We start from the raw sequence: 22,455 nt of genomic DNA on the forward strand, positions 1-22,455 counted from the left end.
CAAATCGATAAACTATCTTCTCGTTATAATCCACGGATCGGCCGACCGATTCACCTTTTCAGGCCGTGGGCCCAACCCAGCGATTTGAGACGGTGCAGGTCCCCGCAACCACTGATGCTTGCGATAGCAAGCCATCCAGAGCCCCGGCCTCCGAAAAGAAGTCGGGGTTTTTCTTGCCCGCCGCAAAGCGCAGGATCGCGGCCAGATCTCCGCGCAATATGATCGCCAGCTCTTCGCCATTGGGGACGAGCGTCACCTGATCGACCAACGTGCGGCAAACCTCCGCTGCTTCGGCTCTCTCGCCTTCACTTTGCAGGCTCTCGTACAGGGCGGCCACGCGTTGATGGTAGATCTCCGCCATATTCGGATGGAGGAGGGGCGGCGGCTCCTCCGCGTTCGCAAGGAGGTCGACCAACTCGGCCTTGCGCTCTTCCAGAGCACCAATCTTGTCCTTCAACTTTGCCCCCGGTACACCCTCAAGGATAGCCTGTACCCCCTTATCCAACTCGCGCTCAGTCCGCTCGAGCTCGCGCCTTTGCGCCTCGATATCGGCTCCGCGCTCGATCCTCAGCCGATTAACCTCCCGGGTAAACTCTTGGCAGAATTCCTTAAACAATTCGGGTTCCATGAGATGCGTGCGGAGGCCGCTCAATACGGACGCCTCCAGCGCGTCGCGCCGGATGTTCAAGCGGTTATTGCACGTTCCCTTGTTGCGCGCCGTTGCGCAGCCGAGCAGGTGCTTCGAAATCATCGTGTACCCGCCGGCGCAGCATCCGCACTTCACGAGGCCGGCGAAGAGGTATTGGGCCGGCGGCGATCATTGAGCCTGTTCTCGCCGGGTGCTGACTGCTCGTAGGCGAGCGTCTGCTGACGCGCCTTGACCGCATCCCATCTTTCCCGATCGACAATGCGCAGCTCGGGGACTTCTTGGATCACCCATTCGGATTCGGGGTTCAGCCGAGAAACGCGCTTTGCGGTATCCGGGTCTTTGAGATAGCGAAGCCGATTCCACACGAGGCGGCCGACATAGAGCTCGTTGTTGAGGATGCCAACGCCGCGCTTTGGGTTGCCGTGAATGGTCGATGGTCCCCATTCAGCGCCCTGTGGTCCGGGCACACCGTCGCGGTTCAGCTCGAAAGCGATTGTTCGCGAGGACTTGCCGGCAGGTAGTCTGCGAAGATACGTCGAACGACAGCCGCTTCGGCTCCGTTGATTGTGCGGTCACCTCGGAGCAGCTCTCCATTTGCGGCGAACTGTTTGACGACATCATAACCGAAGCAGAGTCCGCCGCCGGACTTTCCGCCCTCGACGCGACCGCGCAAGCCTCGTCGCGTCTTGTCGGCCAAGTCCTTCAAGAACAGGGCGTTCATCGTGCCCTTCAGTCCGACGTGGAGATGCGTGACGTCTCCTTCCGAGAGGGTGACAATCCGTACCCCGGCGAAGGCCATGCGCTTAAAGAGCCCAGCAATATCTTCCTGATCGCGGCTGAGGCGGTTCATCGCCTCGGCAAGCACAACCGCAAACTTTCCGCGCATAGCGTCACTGATCAGTTCCTGGATACCAGGGCGAAGCAGCGATGCGCCGGAGATCGCTCGATCCGTGTAGCTGTCGGCCACTGTCCAACCTTGCTTCTCAGCGTGGAGGCGGCAGAGCCGCAACTGATCTTCAATCGATTCGTCGCGCTGATTGTCGGACGAGTAGCGGGCGTAAGGTGCGATCTTCATGACGCCTCCTTAGTCCGGGAGACGGTCATGCTTCCGGCTGTTGGTTTCGGCTCGAACGAAATCCCGCGAGGCTTGCCGGGCGAGCAATCGCACCAGATTGAGAAGGCGAGGATCAGGGTTGGACGCGACGGATGCAACCGTGGTTCCGGGCGCCGCATCGACGACCACGCGAAGCTTTTCGGCTGTCGTTCCTCTCGCTCGCGCCACCGCCGCGTCCTCGCCATTGCCCGGAGATCGCGAGTTACACTTCCAAGACAAGGAAAAACTTCTCGTAATATCAGTGTGTTGCATCGTAGTCGCGCGCTGATCCGAGATGAGAAGCGTAGCAAATCGGGCTGGCGCAAAGCCGAGCGTACAGCAAACATTTCCGTGATGGCGTGTCCAAACCGCCCATTTCCTTGATCGCGACGTGACGCACATCTCCGCCCTCTTTTTATCTGTGCCGCGCTCGGGATTACAAGAGCCGCGGCCTTGCAGCGAGCCGAAGATTCGGCTATATATCCAGATATGGAGGTGATCAGTGAGCAAGAGCGCACAGAAAAGGGCGATCGAAAATTACCGATCCCGGCTGACGAAGCGTGGCATTGTGCGGTTCGAACTCCAAGCCCTCGAGACCGATCGCGACCTCATCAGAGTGCTTGCGCGTAAGCTGAGCGAGGAAGGGCCAGAAGCTGGTAATCTCCGACGCACGGTTCAACAGGCCGTTTCTGGCGAGCCCCCCAAGCCCGGAGGCATCTTGAACGCATTGCGTCGCTCACCACTTGTCGGCGCCGATCTCGACCTGACGCGCCCGCGCCAAGAAGGGCGCCAGGTCGATCTGTGACTCGCTATCTTCTCGACACCAACATCATCAGTAACGCCGTCAAGCCGCAGCCGTCAGAGCCGCTAATGGCTTGGATGGCAGCACAGCGAGATGAGGATCTGTTCATCGCATCACTTACGATCGCGGAAGTCCGGCGCGGCATCCTGGAGAAGCCGAGCGGTAAAAAGCGCGCAGCGCTTGATGCCTGGTTCTCTGGTCCGGAGGGGCCTCGAGCTTTGTTCGCGGATCGCATCCTGCCGTTCGACGAGAATGCGGCCCTCATCTGGGCGGAATTGATGGCGGAAGGAAGAGCCGTCGGCCGGCCACGCAGCGGGCTCGATATGATCGTCGCTGCCGTCGCCAGCGCGAACGATTGCAGCGTGGTGACAGACAACGAGAAAGACTTTGCCGGCGTCCAGATCATCAATCCGATGCGTGGACCGGCGTGATGCAACGAAAGACTACGGCTTCCGCTTACGGCGCTTTCTCGATCGCCGCGATAATGCGATGTGCCGGACCGCCCAACACGAATGATGCGGGGGAAGCGTATCTCCGCAATCGCGGCATTACGTCTTTGCACGAAACCGGAAGTCTGCGTTTTCACCCGCGGTGCTACTACAGGCCCGACGACCACAGTCCGACCGAGACCTGGCCGGCGATGATCGCCGCCGTCACCGATCTCTCCGGCCACCTGACCGGCGCGCACCGCACCTGGCTTGACCCCGACGGCTTCAGAGAGAAAACGCTCGGCAAGGCGCGGATCGACACCCCGAAACGGGCGATGGGCGACCTGCTTGGTCACGCCGTTCGATTTGGCGTAGCTGATGAAGTCATAGCAGCCGGCGAGGGCATCGAGACGATGCTGTCGCTCCGCAGCATCCTGCCGACGATGCCGATGGTCGCAGCCCTCTCGGCGGCGCATCTCTCCGCCATCCTTCTCCCGGACACGCTCCACCGGCTCTACATCGCCCGCGACGACGATCCTGCTGGTGACGGCGCCATGGCGACCTTGATCGACCGGGCGCAGGGGGCCGGGATCGAGGCGATCGTGATCTCGCCACGGCTTGGCGACTTCAACGAGGATCTTCGCCTGCTCGGATTTGACGCCCTTCGGGCCACGAGCCGCGTGCAGATCGCGGCGCAGGACGTCGCACGCTTTATGGAGCTGGCGGCATAGCCGGAACGAGGGACGAGGGGCGATGCGCCGCTTCGTTATACCACGAGGCCGTTGGTCCTGCTTCCCCTCGGCGGCGGAGAGGACCGCACCCACGGACTTCTGAGAGGGCGATCGGGCGGCAAGCGGTCCGGACCGGCAACCTCGTGGGCCGACTATTTTCCGTCGGCGGCAGAGCCGCCTTTACATCGCGAGGCAAAATAGTCGGCTCCCTTCGGTCCTCCGCCAAGGCTGCGGCCCTCCGCTGCGCTGCGGGTGCAAGTCCGTTCCGCCTGCCGCTTTCGTCGCCATGAAGGCCGCGATGGGCGGTCGATCCGACGAGGGAAAGCCGCGATGACTACCGACCACGACAACGATTTCGAGCCGCACCAAAGCTCATCCCCGACCGATCAGGTCCTCCAGGAACTCCAGCTCTATGGCTACTGTCCCTTCCACGATGAGCCCGATCCCCGGAAGCTCCCTGAAGGGCGAGTCTTCGCCGGCAGCATCGCCGATATCTTCGATGCCCTGGTGGTGACGCTGTCCGATACCCGTCTTGAGCCGGACCTCGAAGACCTGCTCTGGTCGACGGCGAACGTCTTCCATCGTGCCGTCGACAGGATCGAGCGCGAGCTCGACGACAACGAGCTGGCGCAGCAGCGCTCGCAGCGGGAGCAGGACGGCAGCGAGATCAAATCCGTCGAGCTGGAGCGATTGACGGCGGAAGGGCAGACGCTGATCGAGCGACGCAACGCCTTCGAACTGATGCGCGACCAGGCCGCCGACGAGTTCGAACGCCACACCCATTCCGCCTGGCGGCCGCGCAACGGGTCGAAGGTCAACCACCGCAATCTGACCTCGGCGATGATCGACAGCCGCGATTTCCTCGCCGCGAAGAAGCGCGCCGACAACCAGGTGCTTCTGCCTGCAGGACCGAAGGTGGCGCTGACCGGTGGACTTGACTTCAATGATCACCGGTTGATCTGGGCTAAACTAGACCAGGTGCATGCCAAGCATGCGGACATGGTGCTGCTGCACGGCGGATCGCCCAAGGGCGCCGAGCTGATCACCGCCAAGTGGGCCGACAATCGCAAGGTTTCGCAGATCGCCTTCAGGCCCGACTGGACGAAGCATGCCAAGGGCGCTCCGTTCAAACGCAACGATGCGATGCTGGAGACCCTACCCATCGGCGTGTTGCACTTCCCCGGCACCGGTATTCAAGACAATCTCGCCGATAAGGCCAAGAAGCTCGGAATCCCGGTCTGGAAATTCGGCGGCGCGTGAGCGATGCCGCATCTTCCCTCCGGCTCGCTCAATGCCGCTGATTGTGCAACGAGCCGCGGCCCGCGCGCATCGGCCGTCGCTTGGCATCAGTCTCGCTCAGATCACAATTTCGATTAAGGCTCCCACTCACGTCCCGTGCGCGGCCTTGATCACTTCTCTGACCACGCGGGCGGTGTTGGCGATTGTCCATCCTTGCAGAGCGGAGGTCTGCCGTACCTCCTCATCGGTCGCTGCGAGGACTTCCTTGCTCAATGAGTCGAGCAGGCGGGCCAAATCGAGAGCAGGGTGCCAGCGTGTCATCACTTGCTCCAGTTCTGTTGATGGCGCAGCAAGGTGCGTCGCATCCGCCGTCGCGTCGTGTCGTAGTCGAGCTCGGACATATCGTAGACCCTGCAAATCTCCCTGACCGCCAGGCCGTCAGCCATGCCCGCGATGATCTTCAGCGCTAGCGGATCGGCTTCGAACAGCCGATAGACGTTGGCCAGCGTCTGTGCGGCGGCAAGGACCCGCTCAGGATCGGGCACCTCATCGGCTTCCTCACAGGACCAGCTTCGCTGGTCCGGATCATCGCGGCTCACAAGTAGCCTTTGCTCGAGCCGCGCACGCCGCCAATGGTCGTTGCAGATGCTGCGCATGACGCCCGACAGGAACGCCAGGATGGGGACGTCGGGCGGCCAGGGGCGCGAGCCGTCGAGGGCGCGTGCAATCGCTTCGTGGAGGATGTCGCTCCAGCCGAGTCCTCCCGGCAAGTCGCGGCTCCACAGCCGCGCCAGAGCTTCTAGTCGCACGAGGTCGACGTCGGACATTGCATCGATGGCGGACGCGACATCAGCCGCGTGGGCACCCCGGTCATCAGCTTTGGGAGCTATCGTCAATGTTTCCATGGTCACACGATATTTGCGCTTCACCGAGCCCAGTGCATGGACGACACGTTGGCAGCGGCGCGCCGCTGGTATGCAGAAGACCTGCGATACAAAGTCCCGGTCCAGCGCAACCCCCATGTGATCGAGGCATTTGCGTCTGTTCCTCGCGAGCAATTCGTGGGCCTTGGGCCGTGGCGCATCATCTCGGACCCGTACAGCGACGCATTCCTGACCCCCGATACCGACCCGCGCTGGGTCTATCATGACGTTCTCGTGACGATCGACGCGAGCCGCAATCTCAACAATGGGATGCCCAGCTTCTGGGCGCGCAACTTGGAGCATCTCGACATCGCGCGGGGCGAACGCGTGCTCCAGGTCGGCGCCGGGACCGGGTACTATTCCGCGGTACTGGCCGAGATTGTCGGCTCCACTGGTCGCGTGACGGCGGTTGAAACCGACCCAATGCTGCCCTCGCAGGCCCGGGCGAACCTCGCGACCTGGCCGCACGTCGATGTCATCTCGGGCGATGGCCGGACGGTGGACGTCGGCGAACTCGATGTGGTCATCGCATTCGCCGGATCCACCCACCCATCCCGGCGCTGGCTCGATCGCCTTGCCGAAGGCGGCCGGCTTATGATGCCGCTGACCGATGAATCCTGGAGGGGCTTTCTTCTCCATGTGGTCCGGCGTCGAAACCAGTTCGAGGCCTCTTCGATTGGTGCCGTGTCTGTTTATCCTTGCATGGGTGGACGCGACGAGGATGCTGGAAAACGTCTGCATGCCGCGCTCGAAGGCCTGCCGCCTGGCAAGGTTCCGATTCGCGCGCTGCACGTCGGTGATCCCGGCTCCGACGATGCAGAAAAGGTCTGGTTTCAAGGAGCCGGATTTTGGCTGGAACGCGAGCCCGTCGATGCGAATGCCGGCGCTCCGAATTGATCGGAAAGGGTTTTGATAGTGTGAGACACTCTCACGCTGGAGCGCATCAGTTGTTTGCCACCCGATCCAACTCTCTGAAACAGGTCGTCCGTTCAGACAAGCCGCCGGTGTCTATTTGTGATTCGTCCCATCGAAACGGATGTATCCTAATTGCCGTTCTAGGGCGGCCAAAGCTAGGCGGGCGAACTCTAATTTCGCAGTCGCCTCCACCAGGGCGTTTCGCGCTTCGTCAGACCGCGCAACGACTGTCGCGCCGGTCTCGAATAGGCTGTCCTTGAGATTCGGCGCCGCTTCGCCTCGCATGGCATGACGCAAATCGACGAGCGTGCGCGTCAGTGCTCGATGCGCGTCGGAATCCTCTCGTTCCAGATGTTCCACCCGTGTGAGGGCCTCGCGATATTGTCGCATCGCAGCGACGACTTTGCTTTCGAGATCGGTGTTACCGCTCATCCGCCCTTCTCCTCGCGAATGTTTGATAAATTTGTGCAAGCCTGAAACGAGCAAAAATTAGGCGGCTCGTAGGCCGTGAGAGGGACAAGATGAAGTCAATTGGCTTGAAAATTAGGCCACGTACTCATCTGTGGACGCCCCGCGAGATGCAAGCGATTTTTGAAGAAGATCGGCGCGTAGTCGGATGCTGCCATCTGTCCGGCCTCTGATGGTGCAGCGATGAAGCTGCGGGCCCGTATGGGAGTTCGCGGACCGAAACCAAATCATAAACGCGTGCTCTGGGCACGATGAGTACACCTGGTTCTTCCGGCCCCGTCTCGCCGACTGTTGCGCCATACCCTCCTTCGACCGACTACATCTCTGACGACCTCAGGCCCCCCAAGATCAAGCCTTGGCTGAGACCGGAGCCGAGCTCATTTTGCTGAATTCGGTATCGGGCAAGGCCGGCAAAGAGTGGATGGTCTGGTGGACTTGCTGAACGATGAGGAGCTGACGCTACCGACCCATGCCCGCATCGCAGTGACTGTTCTTGTGAACCAACTGAAGGAATTGGACCGGCAGGCCGAGGCCATCGAGCGTGAGCTGGCTGACATTCAGAGAGTAAATCCGATGGCGAAGTTGCTGTCCTCGATTCCCGGCATCGGTCCCATAACGGCCACGGCCCTCGCCGCGACCGTGCCGGACCCGACCATGTTCCGCTCCGGGCGAGAGTTCGCGGCTTGGCTGGGCCTGGCGCCTAACTTGACCTCCACCGGCGGGAAAGACCGGCTCGGCCGCATAACGAAGCAAGGCGATTCCTATCTCCGGCACTTGCTTGTCATCGGGGCACGCAACGTCGTTCGGTATGGTCTGTTCATACTGGCAGAGTAACGAACTTGAAAAAGCGCAAGCAAAAAAAGACCCCGGCATTTTTCTGCCGGGGATTTCACTTCAGAGAAAGTTGGATCAGAAGTCCATGCCGCCCATGCCGCCGCCCGGAGGCATTGGGGGCGCGCCGGTGTTCTTCTTCGGCAGCTCGGCGACCATGGCCTCGGTAGTGATCAGCAGCGCCGCCACGGAGGCAGCGTTCTGGATCGCGGTGCGCACGACCTTGGTCGGGTCGATAATGCCCTTGGTGACCAGGTTGCCATACTCGCCCGTCTGCGAGTCGAAGCCATAGGCGTACTGCTCCTTCTCCAGGATCTTGCCAACGATGACGGAACCGTCTTCACCGGCGTTGATCGCGATCTGGCGGGCGGGAGCCGACAGTGCCTTGCGCACGATCTCGACGCCGGTCTTTTGATCGTCGTTCTTGGTGCGCAGCCCCCTGAGCTGCTCGGAAGCACGGAGCAGGGCGACGCCGCCGCCCGGGACGATACCCTCTTCCACAGCCGCGCGGGTCGCATGCATCGCGTCATCAACGCGATCCTTGCGCTCCTTCACCTCGACCTCGGTCGCGCCGCCGACGCGGATCACCGCGACGCCGCCAGCGAGCTTGGCAAGACGCTCCTGGAGCTTCTCACGGTCGTAGTCCGAGGTGGTCTCCTCGATCTGCGCCTTGATCTGCGCCACGCGCGCTTCGATGTCGGCCTTCTTGCCGGCGCCGTTGACGATCGTGGTGTTCTCCTTGTCGATCATCACCTTCTTGGCGCGACCGAGCATGTTGAGCGTGACGTTCTCGAGCTTGATGCCGAGATCTTCCGAGATCGCCTGGCCACCGGTCAGGATCGCGATGTCCTGCAGCATGGCCTTGCGGCGATCGCCGAAGCCCGGAGCCTTGACGGCAGCGACCTTCAGGCCGCCACGCAGACGGTTCACGACGAGGGTGGCGAGGGCTTCGCCTTCGACGTCTTCCGCGATAATCACGAGCGGCTTGCCGCTCTGCACTACGGCTTCCAGCAGCGGAAGCAGTTCATTCAATTGAGAGAGCTTCTTTTCGTTGATGAGGACATAGGCATCTTCCATTTCAACGCGCATCTTGTCCGCGTTGGTGACGAAGTAGGGCGAGATGTAGCCACGGTCGAACTGCATGCCTTCGACGACCTCGAGTTCGGTCTCGAGCGACTTGGCTTCCTCGACGGTGATGACGCCCTCGTTGCCGACCTTCTTCATGGCGTCGGAGAGGAACTTGCCGATCTCCGCGTCGCCGTTGGCGGAGATGGTGCCGACCTGGGCGATTTCCTCGTTCGAGGTGACCTTCTTGGAGTTCTTGACGAGGTCGGCGACCACGGCTTCCACCGCCAGGTCGATGCCGCGCTTGAGGTCCATCGGGTTCATGCCGGCGGCAACCGACTTGGCGCCTTCACGAACGATCGCAGCCGCCAGAACGGTGGCGGTGGTGGTGCCGTCGCCGGCCGCGTTAGCGGACTTGGAGGCGACTTCGCGCACCATCTGCGCGCCCATGTTCTCGAACTTGTCCTCGAGCTCGATCTCCTTGGCGACGGTGACGCCGTCCTTGGTGATGCGGGGAGCGCCGAACGACTTGTCGAGCACGACGTTGCGGCCCTTGGGGCCCAGCGTCACCTTCACCGCGTTGTTGAGAATTTCGACGCCGCGCAGCATCCTGTCGCGCGCGTCAACGCCGAACTTGACTTCTTTGGCTGACATGTGGGTTTCCTGAAAATTTTACTTGGTCTCACCCTTGGCGACGCCCAGCAGGCGCCCCTCAGGATGAGCGGTGCGAGCGATGGTTTAAGCGGCCTTCTTCTTGGCGGACGCGTCAGTGAGAACGCCCATGATGTCGCTCTCCTTCATGATCAACAGCTCCTGGCCGTCGATCTTGACCTCGGTGCCTGACCACTTGCCGAACAGGATGCGGTCGCCGACCAGGACGTCGATCGGGATCAGCTTGCCGCTCTCGTCGCGGCCACCGGGGCCGACTGCGATGACTTCACCTTGGGAAGGCTTTTCCTTCGCAGTGTCCGGAATGATAATGCCGCCAGCGGTCTTTTCCTCTGCGTCGATGCGCCTGACCACGACGCGGTCGTGAAGCGGACGAAATTCCATGAGATCTCCTAAGCGTTTACACTGGCTGATGATTTGACGTTGCTAGCAATCATTGCCCGCGAGTGCCAACGCGGGCGCAGCTGAAATAGGACTGATTTCCGGGGGGACAAGGGTTTGTAACCGGAAAATCGGCTCGTCGCGCGGGATCTCTATGGGGCTTACCCAGATCACCTATTCGAGTTTGCCGCCGAGCACCCGACCTTCTTCTGAGTGAGTTTGTACGTCTCTCGACCTAATGTCGCCGACCAGTTCAATTCCTCTGCCGCGTTGACCTTAAATTCGAGAAGGTAAAGGAACGCCGATCTGGTGCCGGTTCAGATGCGAATCGTCGGCTGACTTCGTTCCAAGATTGCGATGCGTTGGGACCTAAGGCAGCGGTCGGGAATTGGAGGTATCGCTCCGCTTGATGATGATCCGATAGCTCTCAGCACGTCGAGGCGAGGCAACGCTAATTGGCGAGAGCTAACGCAGGAACGTGCTCAGATCGTTCGGCACCTCGTCCATTTTCAGACGCGTCTCTCAGACCTCATTTGTTCTTCCTGCTTTGTCGGCGGATAGAGAAGGATTTGAAGGGGAGTGAGTCGGATTGCGGGTGTTTGACGAGCCTTCCACACAGGGGCACGCGGTGAAGAAGAGCGTCCGGGAACTGCATGTGTCGCAGCAAGACCGCCGAAGCAGAAGCGGGCAATACGACACAAGACAATGCCCATGAAGCAGTCCTCCAAGCCAAGTCCGTTTGAAGTTACAGCCTAGACGAGAGAGTTCGGCTGCAAAGCCGTCTCGCGTCAGCAGGGCAATCTTTCCCTCGACAACGTTCATGGCCGAACTTGGCCTTCCATTTGTAGACGCTGGCGTCGCTGAGGCCATGCTTGAGGCACAGATCGGCGACCGACACGCCGGCCTCATGCTCCTTCAAGATCCCGATGATCTGCTCTTCCGAAAAGCGGCTGCGCTTCATGCTCTGGTCCTTGTCGTGGGCCAGAACGAACTTCAAACCGGATTAAACCCGCGGGGCAAGGTCAGCCGCAGCTCGGCGCCAAATTCGAACTGCGTTTCGTTTTCCTCCACGGACGTTTCTTCGCCGTCTTCGCACGGCATGGACGCAAGCGTGGTCTTGATCTCGGGGATCTTCATTCCCTCCACCATTCGCATGCGCTTGATGGCGATCGCGGTCACGACGTCCGACTGCCGATAGGCTCGTCTGCCCGAAGCCGTGTAGGCCGGAGACAGAAGTCCCCGGGATTCCCATACCCGGATCGTTGAAACCGATACACCAGCGTGCCGGGAGACGTCGGATATTCGAAGGGACAGAAGAATGACTTCCGAGATGCGGAAGCCATCGCCGAGGCGGTCCAACGCCCGACCATGAAGTTCGTCGCAACCAAGACCGCCGACCAGCTCGACCTGCAGGCGCTGCACCGCGTGCGCGAGCGATTAGTCGGTCAGCGCACCGGCGTCATCAATCAGATCCGTGCGTTCCTGCTGGAGCGGGGCATCGCCGTGCGGCAAGGCCTGCGCTCCCTGCGGTCCGAGTTGCCGGGTATCCTCGCGACGCGCACCGATGGGCTCTCGCCTCGCATGTTGCGCATCATCGAAGATCTGGCGGGCGACTGGCGCCGGCTGGATGAGCGTATCGAGGACCTCTCCAGCGAGATCGAAGCATTGGCCCGTCAAGACAAAGGCTGCGAGCGACTGATGACGGTGCCTGGCATTGGCCCGATCATCTCGAGCGCGATGGTGGCTGCGATCGGCACTGGAGACGTGTTCTCGAAAGGCCGCGACTTCGGCGCCTGGCTTGGACTGGTGCCGAAGCAGATATCGACCGGCGACCGCACGATCCTCGGCAAGATATCAAGGCGCAGCAATCGCTACCTGCGCGCACTGTTTGTGCAGGCCGCGTGGGTTGTGCTGGTCAAGGTCAAGGGTTGGGAGCGCTATGGCCTCAAATCTTGGATCGAAGCCGCGAAGAAACGATTGCACCACAACGTGCTGGCGATTGCGCTCGCCAACAAGCTCGCCCGGATCGCCTGGGCGGTTCTCAACAAGGGACGCGCCTTCGAGTGCGTCAACACGGAGGAGACGGCGTCCCGAGCTGCCTGATCCTCGCACCGTGCTCGGGGCCGTCAAGGCGCGGCCTGACCGCGGTAGAGCAAGACGTCAGGACAGCACGACGGCCGGCCTTGACGGCCCTTGCGCGCGGCGCGTCTGCGCGCGCAGGCAGGGACAAAGGAACGACCGCCAGGCACGAACTAGGGAACAGCACACGAGGTGAGGTGCGATCGATGACGAAACCAACATCCCTTACCCGCCGAGGTCTGCGAGAGGAATGAGACAACGATGGAGGATCGGTCTTCCCGGCGCATGCGAACACTGGTGACCCGAATGGCCCGTTCGAGGCCTGTCCGCTAATTAGCTCGACTGCGCGCTGATATCCATGATGGCCCGGAGCACAACACGCTCCAATCAGAGGCCGGATACATTGATGCAAGACCGCATCTGCCAGGTTGCCGAACCTCTTGCAACGCGCGGCCGGACCAAACATTCGGGTCATTGGCGTCCGTTTGGCGCTCCGGTGCGAACTTCCGGTCTACCCCTGTGATCTGATATAAAGCTGCACCACGCCAAGGGAAGCGATGGGCCGGGAGCGGACGTGCGGGATCGTTATGGATCACTCGCCGCGATAGACAGCTTCAATGTTATTTCCGTCGGGATCAAGAGCGAAGGCGGCGTAATAGCCAGGGCGACGCAGCCCCGGCGCGCCGTTGTCAGTTCCGCCCGCTCTAAGCGCAGCGCTGTGGAATGCATCTACCTCGGCTCTTGTTCTCGCAGCGAAGGCGGTGTGTTGCTTGACCGAATGCGGATGAAAACGGTCGATCCAAAACACTGGATAATCTTCGCCGTATCCGATACCGTCTGTCCCTGCACCTTCTGGCATTTGCATCACTCTTTCCAGACCGAGAGCTCCGAGCGCGCCGTCATAAAACGCAGCGGAGCGCGCGACGTCTGCGACCCCAATCCCGGTATGGTCAATCACGGAAAAGCTCAGCGGAGTGGTATTATGGCAACTCCACGGAGCCGGAGTCAGTTCCGGGTCACAAGCGGCAGTCTAGGCAAGCGCCGCCCTGGGTCCGGTTTACCGCCAGTACCCGACAGCGAAATGGGCTCGAGGATGTTCAGTTAAGGGCCAGATGCGCGCCAACGCCCGCGAATTGGGAGGCTGACGTGTAACCCGTTGGTGTTGTATCATTCGCGCCACCCGCCCCAGTACGTGAATGTGAAGGAAAACAGAGCATGCCGGAGTTTCAGATCGGCGTCTGTTTTCGCACACCGGGGAAGACATGGGACGCGGACACCTCGAGGCACGTCACGGCGATGACAGAGGCAGGTAACGGCATTCAAGCGGTAAGCACTCCGGAACTGGTGCACTTCATCCATGTCGGTGACCCGCAGGACAGCAAGCCAATTCGTAACGCCAGCTTCGGGTCAAAATACGAAGAACTCAACGAGAGAAAATCCAGTCCGCCATGCGCCGGTGAGCGGACCTGTTGAATGCCGCCGCTACTTCGCAGATAGTCCAAAGATCGCACCTACTTGGCCGAGTGTTGCCCGCTGGCCGGTATCTCGATCTGAAAAACGGAACCAGCGCAGTCTGACTTGGCGAGCCGCAATGTGCCTCCGAAGCCCGCTACCAAGCTAGAAGCGATGGCGAGGCCCAAGCCGATACCAGCGGACTTCTTCGTAAAGAATGGATCGAATATGCGCTCGCGATCCTCAACCGGAATTCCAGGCCCGGAGTCCTCAACCGACAATAGTATCCTCGACTGGCCGTTTAAACTCGCTGTGAGCCGCAGATGTCGGGCTTCTGGAGGCACGGAGTGCATTGCGTCTACAGCGTTCTTGACGAGGTTCAAGAGCACTTGCTGCAATTGCGTGCTATCTAGATGCACCTCTGGGAGACTACTCTCAAATTCTGTGGTGACAGCTACTTCATGGACTGTAAGCTCATGATGCAACAGTCTAAGTATTAAGCGAACCGCATCCTCAATACGTGTAGATGCGCTTCGATCAGTCGTTTTCTTTGACAGTTCGCGAATGCTCGTAATGATTTCGTTCGCGCGAAAGCTGTCGCCTTCTATATCACTGAGTATATCGTCCATTTGATCAAGCTCTGGAGGCTTCGAACGAAGTTGGCTCCGCGCGGTGTTGGCATTAAGCGATATCGCTGCCAACGGCGTCCTTAGTTCGTGGGCAATGGCCGCCGTGACAGCATCTATGCTCAAAAGTCGGTTGGCGCGTTCGCGGCCTTGTAAAATGATCGCACTGGCGAGACGTGAATAGAGAAAGATTGTTTCGACGATCAGCACGCTCAGCAACATGCAACTGGCAACGAGAACAAAGCATCTAGCTGCGTACCAACCAATCGTAAATCGTATCGAGCTGCCGATGATTGCCACCAAGAAGCTAGGCATGTAGGCAAGCAACGTCACGATCAACCACAAATCTAGGATCGTACGTCTACGTAACAGCAATACCGCTGTCGCGGTAGCACCCCAGAGCCACAGCGCGAGGTTGACCTGATTCCCAAATTTCGTCTGCAATCTGATGTCATTAGTGAAGAAGCTTGGCAGGTATTCCGTCTTTGTGCATACGATCCAAGTGAGTACAGCAATCGTCGCAAGGACACCACCAACAGTAACTATGATCGGTGCCATTTTGGATCCGGCCGGAAACTTGCTGTTTCCGATGGTGTCTTTGGAGATTGCATAGACAAGGACAGCCGCCGTAAACGTGCTGTGCCAAAGCACGTAAATCCAAGCTGGAGTGTTAGGTCCGTCACCAATCAGACCGTCGGGCGCGTACCCGCCCGGAAAAGCGAGCGTCTGCAGGAATGCAAATGAGCCGCTGAATATGTAAGCGCTCGCGAGCGCAAGCAACGCGCGTTGCGGTTGGATAGAAAATTGAGCGAACAGAAAAATTGCCGTGAGGAGATCGGCAACGGCTAAGACGGTTTGCAAAACCGGGATGAATGAGTCAATTCGGCGGACCTGTATGTTCGCGTATGGTGCCATAACTGCCGCCGCCACCATCAAAAGGACGATGACACCGACTGCTACGGCACGTTGCCGCGAGCTTGCCGGCATCGTTGCGATTATCAATGGAAAATCTTGACCCACTTCGTCTGCAGGCAATTGGCTCATTCCAAACTTAGCTTGATGAAATTTCATCGCGTCGTCCTGGCTATCTTGGACAATGAGTTCAGGGTCAGCCAAAGAAAACAGTAATGCAGTGAGAAGAGTAAGCTTCTGTTCGACCCCTAATCTAACCATGGCGGCTCTATTTCAGCCAGCATAGACGTCCGGAATGGGTCAATCGCGTCGGCCTGCTCCCGATGTGATGACTTCCGGTCTACCCCGGTGAACGGGCATGTAGCGGCAGCCCGTCATGGAAGCGAAGGCCCAATAGGCGACGTCACGCCCAAACTTGACTGACACGACGCCGCGCGGCTAGCGAAGCGGGCGGGACCGGCTGAACAAGAAACGGCTGGGAGTGAACTTTCGGGCTACCGCGAGCGCGCTGCCCTCGCACGTTTCGAGCGCGATCTTCTGGGCCAGCATGACGTCTCCAATCGGAAGATCGCCAACGGGCAGGAAACACAAGCCGATCCTTGGACCGCCGTTTTCGCCGATCTCGCAGACATTCGCAGCCGCTCCCGCATAGATCCTATAGTGGTTGCCCGTGTCGCCGCCGATTACCTCGAAATAACCCTTTTCCGCGAATTGCCGCCGTTGGACAGGCGAGAGGTAATGCAGCAGCAGCAGCAGCGCGCGTCCTTCCGGAGTGCTCTCGGCGCCGTGTCGAATGAACAGCGCCTTTGCAGCTCTCATCCGTGAGCGTTCACCCGGCCGCGAGCGTCTGAACAGCCGCACGGCTTCGCGATTCAGCCGCCGACCAGCCTGGGGAAGAAGAGAGTTTCTTCCGCAGTGGGGTCGAACGATCGGATCCGCGACACCTGACCTGAACCGGTCCGGACCGCGGCGGTGAAGCCGACGTTCGTCAGCTCGCGGAATCGCTGCTCCGCCTTGGCTACTTCCCCTGCATCGTCCGCATCGAAGAAGTGACGGCTGTCGCCGGTACTGTCCATCACGGTCTGCATCGGCATGCGGATCCCTCCTTGTTGATCATGACAGAATATTGTTGAAGCTCCGAAGTTCCTCGATCGCACCAAAGCTACTGCCTTTCGCGTCTCGCAACCAAGGCTTCGGTATGGTGGTACGCAGATGGCCCGCAAGCCAGGGCGCAGATTTTGTGGACTTCGGCGAACAGCATCAGCCCGCCACAGCGTCACCGGATATGGCCATTGGTCGAAAGTCGGTCCGCATCCTTCCACAAACCAGCTTTCGCATTCACATACGATAATTCATCTGATGGGGAGCGCAGGTACGCTCTGAGCGGGGCCTTGTAGAGAGGCTTTCATGCCGTACTATGAATTCGAGCTTGTCACCGATGCAACATGCCAGCATCAGGGCGGAATGATCTTAGAAGATCGACAAGGAGCGGCGGACCAAGCAGAACGTCTCGCAGCGGAGCTCACGCTGGTGCGACCAGAACTGATGTCCCACAATTCCGCAATTCGGGTTCGAGATCACAGCAACGCTGAAATCTATCGCACTGCGCTCGATGCTCTTGCAATCCGGAAACGCCACCCAGGTCCCGGCACACGATTGTACTCACGATAGCACAACGTTCGTGCTGCCGATTGGACATTCATCCGGCTGCATCACCAACAGCACCAAGCTCACCGAGGCGGGTTCAATTCGCCTGCAAGCCAACCGACCGCATCTGTCTTCATTGGATCCACAGCGAACGACGCCGTCTCGGTACGTTCGCAGGTCGAGCATTCGAACGTGCGCGTCTCGAATCCGGACTTGCCGGGAGAGATGCGCGCCAATGCCATCCGGTGTTTGCATACGGGACACATCGGCCGTTCGTTGGTACACGAAGTCATCCACTGGCCCCAAAGAATACTCATTTACCCCAATCCGATTTTCAAAACGACAAAAGGTGAGCGCTAGGCAGCAGCTAAGTCATGCTGACCAGGGATGAAGCAGCGTTCAATGTCTGTTGGGAGAGGAGTCGCCGCCAAATGCTCCCAGTATTCTGCCTCGGCGAGCAGTTTCCAGCTTCTGTCAGGATGAAGCGCGGCACTCTGCCGACAGAGCGCGCCATCGCGCGCAAGCGCTGTGCGGTTTCCATTCCAGCCTCCCATGTTTTTCCCACCTTATTTTTTGTTTTTGCGTTGGAGTCATTATGATTATGCGCGAGAACTAATTTTTTGTTTTTCCTGGCCCCGACCGCCACTCGATATGCTTGCTGCGGTTGGCTTTCGTCTCGAGCGCCAACGCTCTTCATTTGATGCAATGTTCCGACTGGACATTCGTCCTGGTTGAAACCTTTGTGCTCTGACGGACCACACGGCTCCGCCACGGCTTTTGCTGTACATGCGGTGCTCGCGAACGATACAGGGAAGGAATTTCGGCGCGGAGAGAAGGACCTCTTCAGCCCTGACCTGATCACGCAATTACGCCTTGGAACGCGCGCTTACTCCAGCATCCGTGGTCGCCTCCAGAGGAAACGCCCCGCAGAGCGCCCGCCATCGCAATTCTCAGTTGCCTTAAAGATCATTATGGGACCTTTGAGTCCCTCAATGGAGCTGCGAGTCAGGTTTCATCATCGTCGCCAACGTCGTCCTGATCGTCTTCGTCCGAATCGATGGCCATAGCTTCGATGTAGTCACAGCAGGCATCCCGGAGCGTGCGACCCGATGTCGGATCGTCAGGGAAAACCACCATCCCCCGGTCTTCTTTCCATAGATGGAAAAGGGCCATGTGAGCGACATGACGCTCGCGCGTGCTGCACGATATCCGTGCGGCTACACAACCCAGCTTCAGCGGTCGACAAGCTTATAGATGCGCTGTCAAACGATGATGTGCTCGCAATGATATCGTTGACTTGTCGTTTTGGAAAGCCGCCGCACCGCTTAGGCTCGTGGTGGCCGGCACCACCCGTAAATTTCCCAAGTGCCGGTAACCAGGCGCAATGGTTAAATTGCGGCAGGTTTGACCGCAGCATCATGAAAACACAAAAGCCAAAGCAATGGGCCGACCGTGAGGTCCAGCAATTATCCAAGCTGGCCCGGGCAGGCGCTGGCGTATCGAAGAGTCGCAGCCGAGCTGGGCCGTCACGCAGGATCTGTGAGGCGAATGGCGCGAAGGATAGGGATACTGTTGAAGAAATAGCCGTTGAGGAAGCTCGCATCCCCGCCCGAATGAGCGCAGCACGACGCACCTACAACCCCAAACCGCGACTAATCTCCCGCACAACCGTGCGCGCCGCGTCAGTATTTCGACCATAGAAGAGCGCTGATCGAGTTGCGAAAAGAATGGTCAGCCCAAATAGCGCGATGGCAATACCTCTAAAATGGTGGCGGACCGGGTTGAGCGATGCAACGCACGTCTAAACGGCCCCAGCCGCAGGTTGGGAGAAACAGCCGGGGCCGTGCATTCCCATTCCATGTGCCGTAATCAGCCGTAATCGGCACGCCTCGGTTCGGCGTCGGCCACGAGCGGAAAGTCGCTTGCGCTCTGAGAAACAGGCAACCGCAGAACGGTTTTTCACCCGGTACCGTAGCTGGCCCGTGAGTGCTCTGGTCGTCAGGTGTTGTGACACCCGGCGATCTTCTAAGCTGCGACGCTCCTCCTGCTTCCTGATTGAAAAGGAGACATTCGCTGGCGCCCGCCGCTCTTCCGGCGCGTTTCAGTTAGGGCCGCCCCTGGCGGCTTACCTTCCACCAGTCAAGGCGCGAAACCTGGGATGCCAGTTTGTCGGGCGACCCGCGCATCGGAGTGAACTTTGTATCGCTCCGCTCTGCGCGTTTGCAGTTGGGGCAGACGAAAAGGTGAGCGATTGTCTCTTCCGTGTTGTCGCGCACCAGCTCCGAGCGGAACCATCTCATAGTGATGCGGCAATTCGGACAGTGTGGGGGGTGAGTTGCCCCAGTGCTTTCTTTAGCTGGTCCATGCCACGCCCCCTCCGTTCCGGGAAACAGTAGCAAAGCATAACGATGCGCAAAGTATCAAAAGATACACACATTGAGCCGCCCAAACTCAGCTGAAGACACCAAGGCGAGCCGCGATGCCTGCGGCACGTCGGCAAGCTCTCCTCCAATGTGGTGGTCTAGGCCGGGGTGGGACCGAGTGCCGCGCGCGGGGCCCGTCTGGGCGGAAATTCGGGCCAGTGGCCGCGCGCCTTCCGGATCTCGACATCTTCTCGCAAGCCTAGTCGAACGCCTAAACCTCGGATGGCCGTTTGCGGAGAAGGGCAGGACGGTACTCGATTTCAAGCCAAGTTTTCCGGGCCGCAAACCGGACGGGATGGTCCGGTCGAGCAGCTGTCGTGCGAAGCCCGCGCCCCACTGTCGCCTCCACATGGATTGGCCGAATCCAACGACTGCAGCGCCGGCGTGCGGCAAGTACGCGGGCGCAGAGCATCTTGAGCCTCCTCCCTTCGTCTACTGTCGGGAAAATCCGGAAACTTTCCGAAATGCCTTGAGTTGGCAGCGACTGGGTTCGTCTCCGGAGAGTGAGCATGGTCGACAAAGTTGTTTTGAAGAACGCCACGGAGACCGCCTGGATGGTGTACCGGGCGCGCCACCCCGAGGTCGATGCGCACGACAGCCGGCGCTGCCTGCTGGAGCGCCACCTCCACGGGCGGTCGAAGCCGCGCGAGAGCGATACCGAAGAGCTCGCTGGCTTCGGGATAGCCTACCTGCAGCGGCTTCCTCGAGACGGACGTTGACGGCCGTGAAGACGCTCGCAGCGCACGTGGTCTGCGGAAGCACGAGGCCTTATTGGACGTTGCTCGCGATTTCGTCCCTCATTTCCGCGAGGATCGTGACAGTCCTGCGATTCGTGTTCGGGGTCTAGCCGATGCGGATTGCCCAGCTTGCTCCGTTGGCCGAGAGCGTACCTCCCAAGCTCTACGGCGGCACTGAGCGAGTGATCGCCTGGCTCGTGGACGAACTGGTCGAACTCGGACACGACGTCACCCTGTTTGCAAGCGGGGACTCCAAGACAAAGGGAAAGCTTCACGCCGTGTGGCCGCGCGCGCTGCGCCTGGGGCGGAAAGGGGCGGATCCGAGCGCAGCCTGCGCGCTTCTGATCGAAGCCGTCGCCGAGCGAGCGCGCGACTTCGACGTGATCCACTCGCACGTCGACTGGTTGCCCCTTCCGGTGCTCAGCCGAGCCGGCGTGCCTTTCCTCACGACGATGCACGGCCGGCTAGACCTTCCCGGTCTGCCCCAGGTAATCGGTGCCTTTGCGGACGCTCCGTTCGTCTCGATTTCCGCCGACCAGCGTCGTCCGCATCCGGAGGCGAACTGGATTGCGACGATCCAGCACGGACTGCCCAAGGATATGTTTCGGCCATCCTACGAGCCAGGTTGGTACCTGGCCTTTCTGGGGCTGCTGACGGCGGACAAGGGGCCGGAAGATGCCATCCGCATCGCGCGGGCGGCGCGGATGCCCCTGCGGATCGCTGCGAAGATTCCTCGGGCGGAGACGGCCTACTTCAAGAACAAGCTCGAGCCGAACATCGCTGGCCAGACGGTTCAGCTCGTCGGCGAGGTCGACGACGCGAAGAAACAGCCTTTTCTCGCGAATGCAGCAGGCCTGCTGTTTCCGATCGATTGGCCCGAGCCGTTCGGTCTGGTCATGATCGAGGCTATGGCGTGCGGGACGCCCGTGATCGCCTATCGATCAGGCTCAGTGCCGGAAGTCGTGGAGGACGGCGTCACCGGCTTCATCGTCGATGGTGAGGAGCAGGCGATCAGGGCAGTGAAAGAACTATCCCAGCTGGACCGACGCATGGTCCGCGCCCGGTTCGAGGAGCGCTTCGCCGCAAGCCGGATGGCGAAAGAGTACGAGACCCGATATTGCGACCTGGTCGCTCGTGGAAAACGCTTCGGGTGAGAGATTTTTCCGCAGCTGGCTTGTGGACCGGCATGACTCGAAGTCTTGGCGATCCGTCTGGAGTCCGGAGCAAGTGAAATTCCAGGGTTGAGGTCGGCTCAAGCGGGCGCGGATTAGGACGTACTCCGCGATCGCTTTCAATACCTGCTCTCGGGAGCGCCCGCGAAAAGCATTTCACAGAGTATGGCGCAGAGCATAGTTTCTAACGCGGAACTTTTGCCCCAACACAACACTACGGTCGGTGGTAGAGGCTAAAATCATGAGACACGAACCATCCCGGATCTCAAAATTCTTCGGTGATTTGGCTAACAAGACTTCGCTTGCGGCTGGCCGCGCCTCGACCTTCCTGTTAGCCGCGGGTGTGGTGGTCGTATGGGGCATCAGCGGCCCACTCTACCAGTTCTCGGACACGTGGCAGTTGGTCATTAATACTGGGACCACAATCGTAACTTTCCTTATGGTATTTCTGATTCAGAACTCGCAAAACCGTGACAGCGCGGCCATTCAGGTGAAGCTGGACGAACTCATTCGCGTGAGCGCGGCGCGCAATAGTCTGGTGGGAATCGAGCACCTCACAGATGATGAGATTGAGGAGCTTCGCTCGAAATGTGAAGCGCGTGCCCGAGCCGAGAAAGCCGGAGATGAGACACTCGATCGGACCCGACAGTCAGCGCGGCGAGCCGCCGAGCAGATCGCGAGCTGACGATGTCAGCGCAGGAATCACCGAAAAGACCGTTAGAAAATATCGACGCCATCCTGCGGCTTGAAAAGCAGGATGAGGAAAAGATCGATCTTCATCATCGTGTTTTTCATGCAATCGGATCATTCGCGGCACTCCGCAGTTCGTTGTGCTGCAATGCGCGGCGGTGGTGTGCTGGATTGCCTTCTGTGGGGCATTCCCCGGAAGAGCTTCTTGTGGCTGATCAGATACCCCTCCCGCCTGAGCAGAACATGCAGCCGCCGATAGCCGAAGCGGCGGCGCTCCTGGGCGATCGCCCTCATGCGCTGGCGAAGGTTAGCATCGACAGCCTGGGGCGTCCGATATCTCATGGTCATACGGCAGCAGCCGATGGCTTTACACGCGCGCCGTTCGCTCATCCTATGGGCATCCACCAGATGAGCGACAGCCTTCCGCTTCCCAGCGGGCGTCACCACTAGACTGTATGTCCCCCCACAAAATGAGGCGACTCACCCTCGATGTTGCGACGAGGGTTGCCCGGATGGACCGGGT

The 22,455-nt window shown here is 59.9% G+C and carries 23 protein-coding genes and 5 pseudogenes; 12 read left to right on the forward strand and 16 right to left on the reverse strand.

The features are described 5' to 3' along the window. Window positions 1-58: 58 nt before the first annotated feature. From AC0L21_RS34810 to AC0L21_RS34820, 3 genes are read right to left on the reverse strand one after another with little or no spacing between them, the layout of a single operon-like run. Complete coding sequence (locus tag AC0L21_RS34810; protein ID WP_259219195.1) at window positions 59-751, reverse strand: zinc ribbon domain-containing protein; 693 nt, start codon at window positions 749-751, stop codon at window positions 59-61. A 29-nt stretch (window positions 752-780) separates the two neighbouring features. Next, window positions 781-1,143 carry a recombinase family protein gene (locus tag AC0L21_RS34815; RefSeq protein ID WP_374762396.1) on the reverse strand — a complete coding sequence of 121 codons (363 nt, stop codon included), beginning with the start codon at window positions 1,141-1,143 and terminating at the stop codon, window positions 781-783. Next, entirely contained in the window at window positions 1,128-1,724 is a 597-nt protein-coding gene (locus AC0L21_RS34820) for a recombinase family protein (protein ID WP_473266263.1), read from the reverse strand. Before AC0L21_RS34820 ends, AC0L21_RS34815 begins: the two co-directional genes overlap by 16 nt. Before the next feature lie 520 nt (window positions 1,725-2,244). Here AC0L21_RS34820 and AC0L21_RS34825 point away from each other — a divergent pair. The 4 genes and pseudogenes from AC0L21_RS34825 (at window position 2,245) to AC0L21_RS34840 (ending at window position 4,963) form a co-directional block, all read left to right on the forward strand. Further along, on the forward strand, window positions 2,245-2,547 hold the full coding sequence (locus AC0L21_RS34825) for a hypothetical protein (protein WP_219682286.1): 303 nt from the start codon (window positions 2,245-2,247) through the stop codon (window positions 2,545-2,547). Next, window positions 2,544-2,975: a type II toxin-antitoxin system VapC family toxin gene (locus tag AC0L21_RS34830; RefSeq protein ID WP_219682287.1), complete on the forward strand. Its 432-nt coding sequence runs from the start codon at window positions 2,544-2,546 to the stop codon at window positions 2,973-2,975. The genes AC0L21_RS34825 and AC0L21_RS34830 overlap by 4 nt, the downstream gene beginning before the upstream one ends. Window positions 2,976-2,980: 5 nt before the next feature. After that, window positions 2,981-3,703, forward strand: a pseudogene (locus AC0L21_RS34835) (DUF7146 domain-containing protein); the annotation flags it as partial. Between the two features lie 330 nt (window positions 3,704-4,033). Next, the gene (locus AC0L21_RS34840; protein ID WP_473266265.1) at window positions 4,034-4,963 is read left to right on the forward strand and encodes a DUF2493 domain-containing protein; all 930 of its coding nucleotides are present in this window, start codon (window positions 4,034-4,036) and stop codon (window positions 4,961-4,963) included. 126 nt (window positions 4,964-5,089) lie between these two features. Here the strand turns inward: AC0L21_RS34840 and AC0L21_RS34845 are convergent, their stop codons facing one another. Then, the gene (locus AC0L21_RS34845; protein ID WP_259219199.1) at window positions 5,090-5,263 is read right to left on the reverse strand and encodes a hypothetical protein; all 174 of its coding nucleotides are present in this window, start codon (window positions 5,261-5,263) and stop codon (window positions 5,090-5,092) included. Then, on the reverse strand, window positions 5,263-5,769 hold the full coding sequence (locus tag AC0L21_RS34850; RefSeq protein WP_219682289.1) for an RNA polymerase sigma factor: 507 nt from the start codon (window positions 5,767-5,769) through the stop codon (window positions 5,263-5,265). Before AC0L21_RS34850 ends, AC0L21_RS34845 begins: the two co-directional genes overlap by 1 nt. Window positions 5,770-5,883: 114 nt before the next feature. On the opposite strand from AC0L21_RS34850, the gene AC0L21_RS34855 reads away from it, so the two are divergent. Then, on the forward strand, window positions 5,884-6,762 hold the full coding sequence (locus tag AC0L21_RS34855; protein ID WP_473266268.1) for a protein-L-isoaspartate O-methyltransferase family protein: 879 nt from the start codon (window positions 5,884-5,886) through the stop codon (window positions 6,760-6,762). Window positions 6,763-6,873: 111 nt separating this feature from the next. On the opposite strand, the gene AC0L21_RS34860 is transcribed toward AC0L21_RS34855, so the two are convergent. Beyond that, window positions 6,874-7,212, reverse strand: a complete 339-nt coding sequence (locus tag AC0L21_RS34860; protein WP_473266270.1) for a hypothetical protein — start codon at window positions 7,210-7,212, stop codon at window positions 6,874-6,876. A 408-nt stretch (window positions 7,213-7,620) separates the two neighbouring features. Here AC0L21_RS34860 and AC0L21_RS34865 point away from each other — a divergent pair. Continuing rightward, window positions 7,621-8,058 (forward strand): annotated as a pseudogene (locus AC0L21_RS34865) (transposase); the annotation flags it as partial. 99 nt (window positions 8,059-8,157) lie between these two features. Here AC0L21_RS34865 and groL read toward each other — a convergent pair. From groL to AC0L21_RS34885, 4 genes and pseudogenes are all read right to left on the reverse strand, one after another. Beyond that, window positions 8,158-9,798 (reverse strand): chaperonin GroEL, encoded by a 1,641-nt coding sequence (gene groL / locus AC0L21_RS34870; RefSeq protein ID WP_473266272.1) that lies wholly within the window; start codon window positions 9,796-9,798, stop codon window positions 8,158-8,160. 84 nt (window positions 9,799-9,882) lie between these two features. Continuing rightward, window positions 9,883-10,197, reverse strand: a complete 315-nt coding sequence (locus AC0L21_RS34875; RefSeq protein WP_473266274.1) for a co-chaperone GroES — start codon at window positions 10,195-10,197, stop codon at window positions 9,883-9,885. 772 nt (window positions 10,198-10,969) lie between these two features. Continuing rightward, a pseudogene (locus AC0L21_RS34880) lies at window positions 10,970-11,155 on the reverse strand (transposase); the annotation flags it as partial. A gap of 32 nt (window positions 11,156-11,187) precedes the next feature. Further along, window positions 11,188-11,553, reverse strand: a complete 366-nt coding sequence (locus AC0L21_RS34885; RefSeq protein ID WP_473266276.1) for a MerR family transcriptional regulator — start codon at window positions 11,551-11,553, stop codon at window positions 11,188-11,190. Here AC0L21_RS34885 and AC0L21_RS34890 point away from each other — a divergent pair. Continuing rightward, window positions 11,494-12,297: pseudogene (locus AC0L21_RS34890) on the forward strand (IS110 family RNA-guided transposase); the annotation flags it as partial. The gene AC0L21_RS34885 and the pseudogene AC0L21_RS34890 overlap by 60 nt on opposite strands. Window positions 12,298-12,865: 568 nt before the next feature. On the opposite strand, the gene AC0L21_RS34895 reads toward AC0L21_RS34890, so the two are convergent. Further along, on the reverse strand, window positions 12,866-13,231 hold the full coding sequence (locus AC0L21_RS34895) for a VOC family protein (protein ID WP_473266279.1): 366 nt from the start codon (window positions 13,229-13,231) through the stop codon (window positions 12,866-12,868). Window positions 13,232-13,488: 257 nt separating this feature from the next. Here AC0L21_RS34895 and AC0L21_RS34900 point away from each other — a divergent pair, with 257 nt between their 5' ends. Beyond that, window positions 13,489-13,746: a hypothetical protein gene (locus AC0L21_RS34900; RefSeq protein WP_473266281.1), complete on the forward strand. Its 258-nt coding sequence runs from the start codon at window positions 13,489-13,491 to the stop codon at window positions 13,744-13,746. Between the two features lie 38 nt (window positions 13,747-13,784). On the opposite strand, the gene AC0L21_RS34905 is transcribed toward AC0L21_RS34900, so the two are convergent. The 3 genes from AC0L21_RS34905 to AC0L21_RS34915 form a co-directional block, all read right to left on the reverse strand. Further along, the gene (locus AC0L21_RS34905; protein ID WP_473266282.1) at window positions 13,785-15,422 is read right to left on the reverse strand and encodes an MASE4 domain-containing protein; all 1,638 of its coding nucleotides are present in this window, start codon (window positions 15,420-15,422) and stop codon (window positions 13,785-13,787) included. A 279-nt stretch (window positions 15,423-15,701) separates the two neighbouring features. Next, on the reverse strand, window positions 15,702-16,082 hold the full coding sequence (locus tag AC0L21_RS34910; protein ID WP_219685550.1) for a hypothetical protein: 381 nt from the start codon (window positions 16,080-16,082) through the stop codon (window positions 15,702-15,704). A 53-nt stretch (window positions 16,083-16,135) separates the two neighbouring features. Then, window positions 16,136-16,357 carry a hypothetical protein gene (locus tag AC0L21_RS34915; RefSeq protein WP_219685551.1) on the reverse strand — a complete coding sequence of 74 codons (222 nt, stop codon included), beginning with the start codon at window positions 16,355-16,357 and terminating at the stop codon, window positions 16,136-16,138. Window positions 16,358-16,670: 313 nt separating this feature from the next. Here AC0L21_RS34915 and AC0L21_RS34920 point away from each other — a divergent pair, with 313 nt between their 5' ends. Continuing rightward, the gene (locus AC0L21_RS34920) at window positions 16,671-16,934 is read left to right on the forward strand and encodes a DUF6894 family protein (protein WP_473266283.1); all 264 of its coding nucleotides are present in this window, start codon (window positions 16,671-16,673) and stop codon (window positions 16,932-16,934) included. 981 nt (window positions 16,935-17,915) lie between these two features. Here the strand turns inward: AC0L21_RS34920 and AC0L21_RS34925 are convergent. Continuing rightward, on the reverse strand, window positions 17,916-18,083 hold the full coding sequence (locus AC0L21_RS34925; RefSeq protein ID WP_473266285.1) for a hypothetical protein: 168 nt from the start codon (window positions 18,081-18,083) through the stop codon (window positions 17,916-17,918). Window positions 18,084-19,842: 1,759 nt separating this feature from the next. On the opposite strand from AC0L21_RS34925, the gene AC0L21_RS34930 reads away from it, so the two are divergent. From AC0L21_RS34930 to AC0L21_RS34940, 3 genes are all read left to right on the forward strand, one after another. Continuing rightward, a complete protein-coding gene (locus AC0L21_RS34930; RefSeq protein ID WP_219685554.1) occupies window positions 19,843-20,052 on the forward strand; it encodes a hypothetical protein in 210 nt (69 codons plus the stop codon). A gap of 131 nt (window positions 20,053-20,183) precedes the next feature. Further along, window positions 20,184-21,224: a glycosyltransferase family 4 protein gene (locus AC0L21_RS34935; RefSeq protein WP_473266287.1), complete on the forward strand. Its 1,041-nt coding sequence runs from the start codon at window positions 20,184-20,186 to the stop codon at window positions 21,222-21,224. Between the two features lie 259 nt (window positions 21,225-21,483). Continuing rightward, entirely contained in the window at window positions 21,484-21,927 is a 444-nt protein-coding gene (locus AC0L21_RS34940; RefSeq protein ID WP_473266290.1) for a low affinity iron permease family protein, read from the forward strand. A gap of 197 nt (window positions 21,928-22,124) precedes the next feature. Here the strand turns inward: AC0L21_RS34940 and AC0L21_RS34945 are convergent. Continuing rightward, window positions 22,125-22,379 (reverse strand): annotated as a pseudogene (locus tag AC0L21_RS34945) (IS3 family transposase); the annotation flags it as partial. Window positions 22,380-22,455 lie beyond the last annotated feature (76 nt).

Source organism: Bradyrhizobium sp. WSM4873 (assembly GCF_055811355.1).

Excerpts from the sequence above, each read along its gene's own strand:
- AC0L21_RS34810 (WP_259219195.1), bottom strand. The coding sequence starts at position 751 with ATGATTTCGAAGCACCTGCTCGGCTGCGCAACGGCGCGCAACAAGGGA.
- AC0L21_RS34820 (WP_473266263.1), bottom strand. The coding sequence starts at position 1,724 with ATGAAGATCGCACCTTACGCCCGCTACTCGTCCGACAATCAGCGCGAC.
- AC0L21_RS34840 (WP_473266265.1), top strand. The coding sequence starts at position 4,034 with ATGACTACCGACCACGACAACGATTTCGAGCCGCACCAAAGCTCATCC.
- AC0L21_RS34845 (WP_259219199.1), bottom strand. The coding sequence starts at position 5,263 with ATGACACGCTGGCACCCTGCTCTCGATTTGGCCCGCCTGCTCGACTCA.
- AC0L21_RS34850 (WP_219682289.1), bottom strand. The coding sequence starts at position 5,769 with ATGTCCGACGTCGACCTCGTGCGACTAGAAGCTCTGGCGCGGCTGTGG.
- AC0L21_RS34855 (WP_473266268.1), top strand. The coding sequence starts at position 5,884 with ATGGACGACACGTTGGCAGCGGCGCGCCGCTGGTATGCAGAAGACCTG.
- AC0L21_RS34860 (WP_473266270.1), bottom strand. The coding sequence starts at position 7,212 with ATGAGCGGTAACACCGATCTCGAAAGCAAAGTCGTCGCTGCGATGCGA.
- groL (WP_473266272.1), bottom strand. The coding sequence starts at position 9,798 with ATGTCAGCCAAAGAAGTCAAGTTCGGCGTTGACGCGCGCGACAGGATG.
- AC0L21_RS34875 (WP_473266274.1), bottom strand. The coding sequence starts at position 10,197 with ATGGAATTTCGTCCGCTTCACGACCGCGTCGTGGTCAGGCGCATCGAC.
- AC0L21_RS34900 (WP_473266281.1), top strand. The coding sequence starts at position 13,489 with ATGCCGGAGTTTCAGATCGGCGTCTGTTTTCGCACACCGGGGAAGACA.
- AC0L21_RS34905 (WP_473266282.1), bottom strand. The coding sequence starts at position 15,422 with ATGAAATTTCATCAAGCTAAGTTTGGAATGAGCCAATTGCCTGCAGAC.
- AC0L21_RS34910 (WP_219685550.1), bottom strand. The coding sequence starts at position 16,082 with ATGAGAGCTGCAAAGGCGCTGTTCATTCGACACGGCGCCGAGAGCACT.
- AC0L21_RS34915 (WP_219685551.1), bottom strand. The coding sequence starts at position 16,357 with ATGCCGATGCAGACCGTGATGGACAGTACCGGCGACAGCCGTCACTTC.
- AC0L21_RS34920 (WP_473266283.1), top strand. The coding sequence starts at position 16,671 with ATGCCGTACTATGAATTCGAGCTTGTCACCGATGCAACATGCCAGCAT.
- AC0L21_RS34925 (WP_473266285.1), bottom strand. The coding sequence starts at position 18,083 with ATGGCCCTTTTCCATCTATGGAAAGAAGACCGGGGGATGGTGGTTTTC.
- AC0L21_RS34930 (WP_219685554.1), top strand. The coding sequence starts at position 19,843 with ATGGTCGACAAAGTTGTTTTGAAGAACGCCACGGAGACCGCCTGGATG.
- AC0L21_RS34935 (WP_473266287.1), top strand. The coding sequence starts at position 20,184 with ATGCGGATTGCCCAGCTTGCTCCGTTGGCCGAGAGCGTACCTCCCAAG.
- AC0L21_RS34940 (WP_473266290.1), top strand. The coding sequence starts at position 21,484 with ATGAGACACGAACCATCCCGGATCTCAAAATTCTTCGGTGATTTGGCT.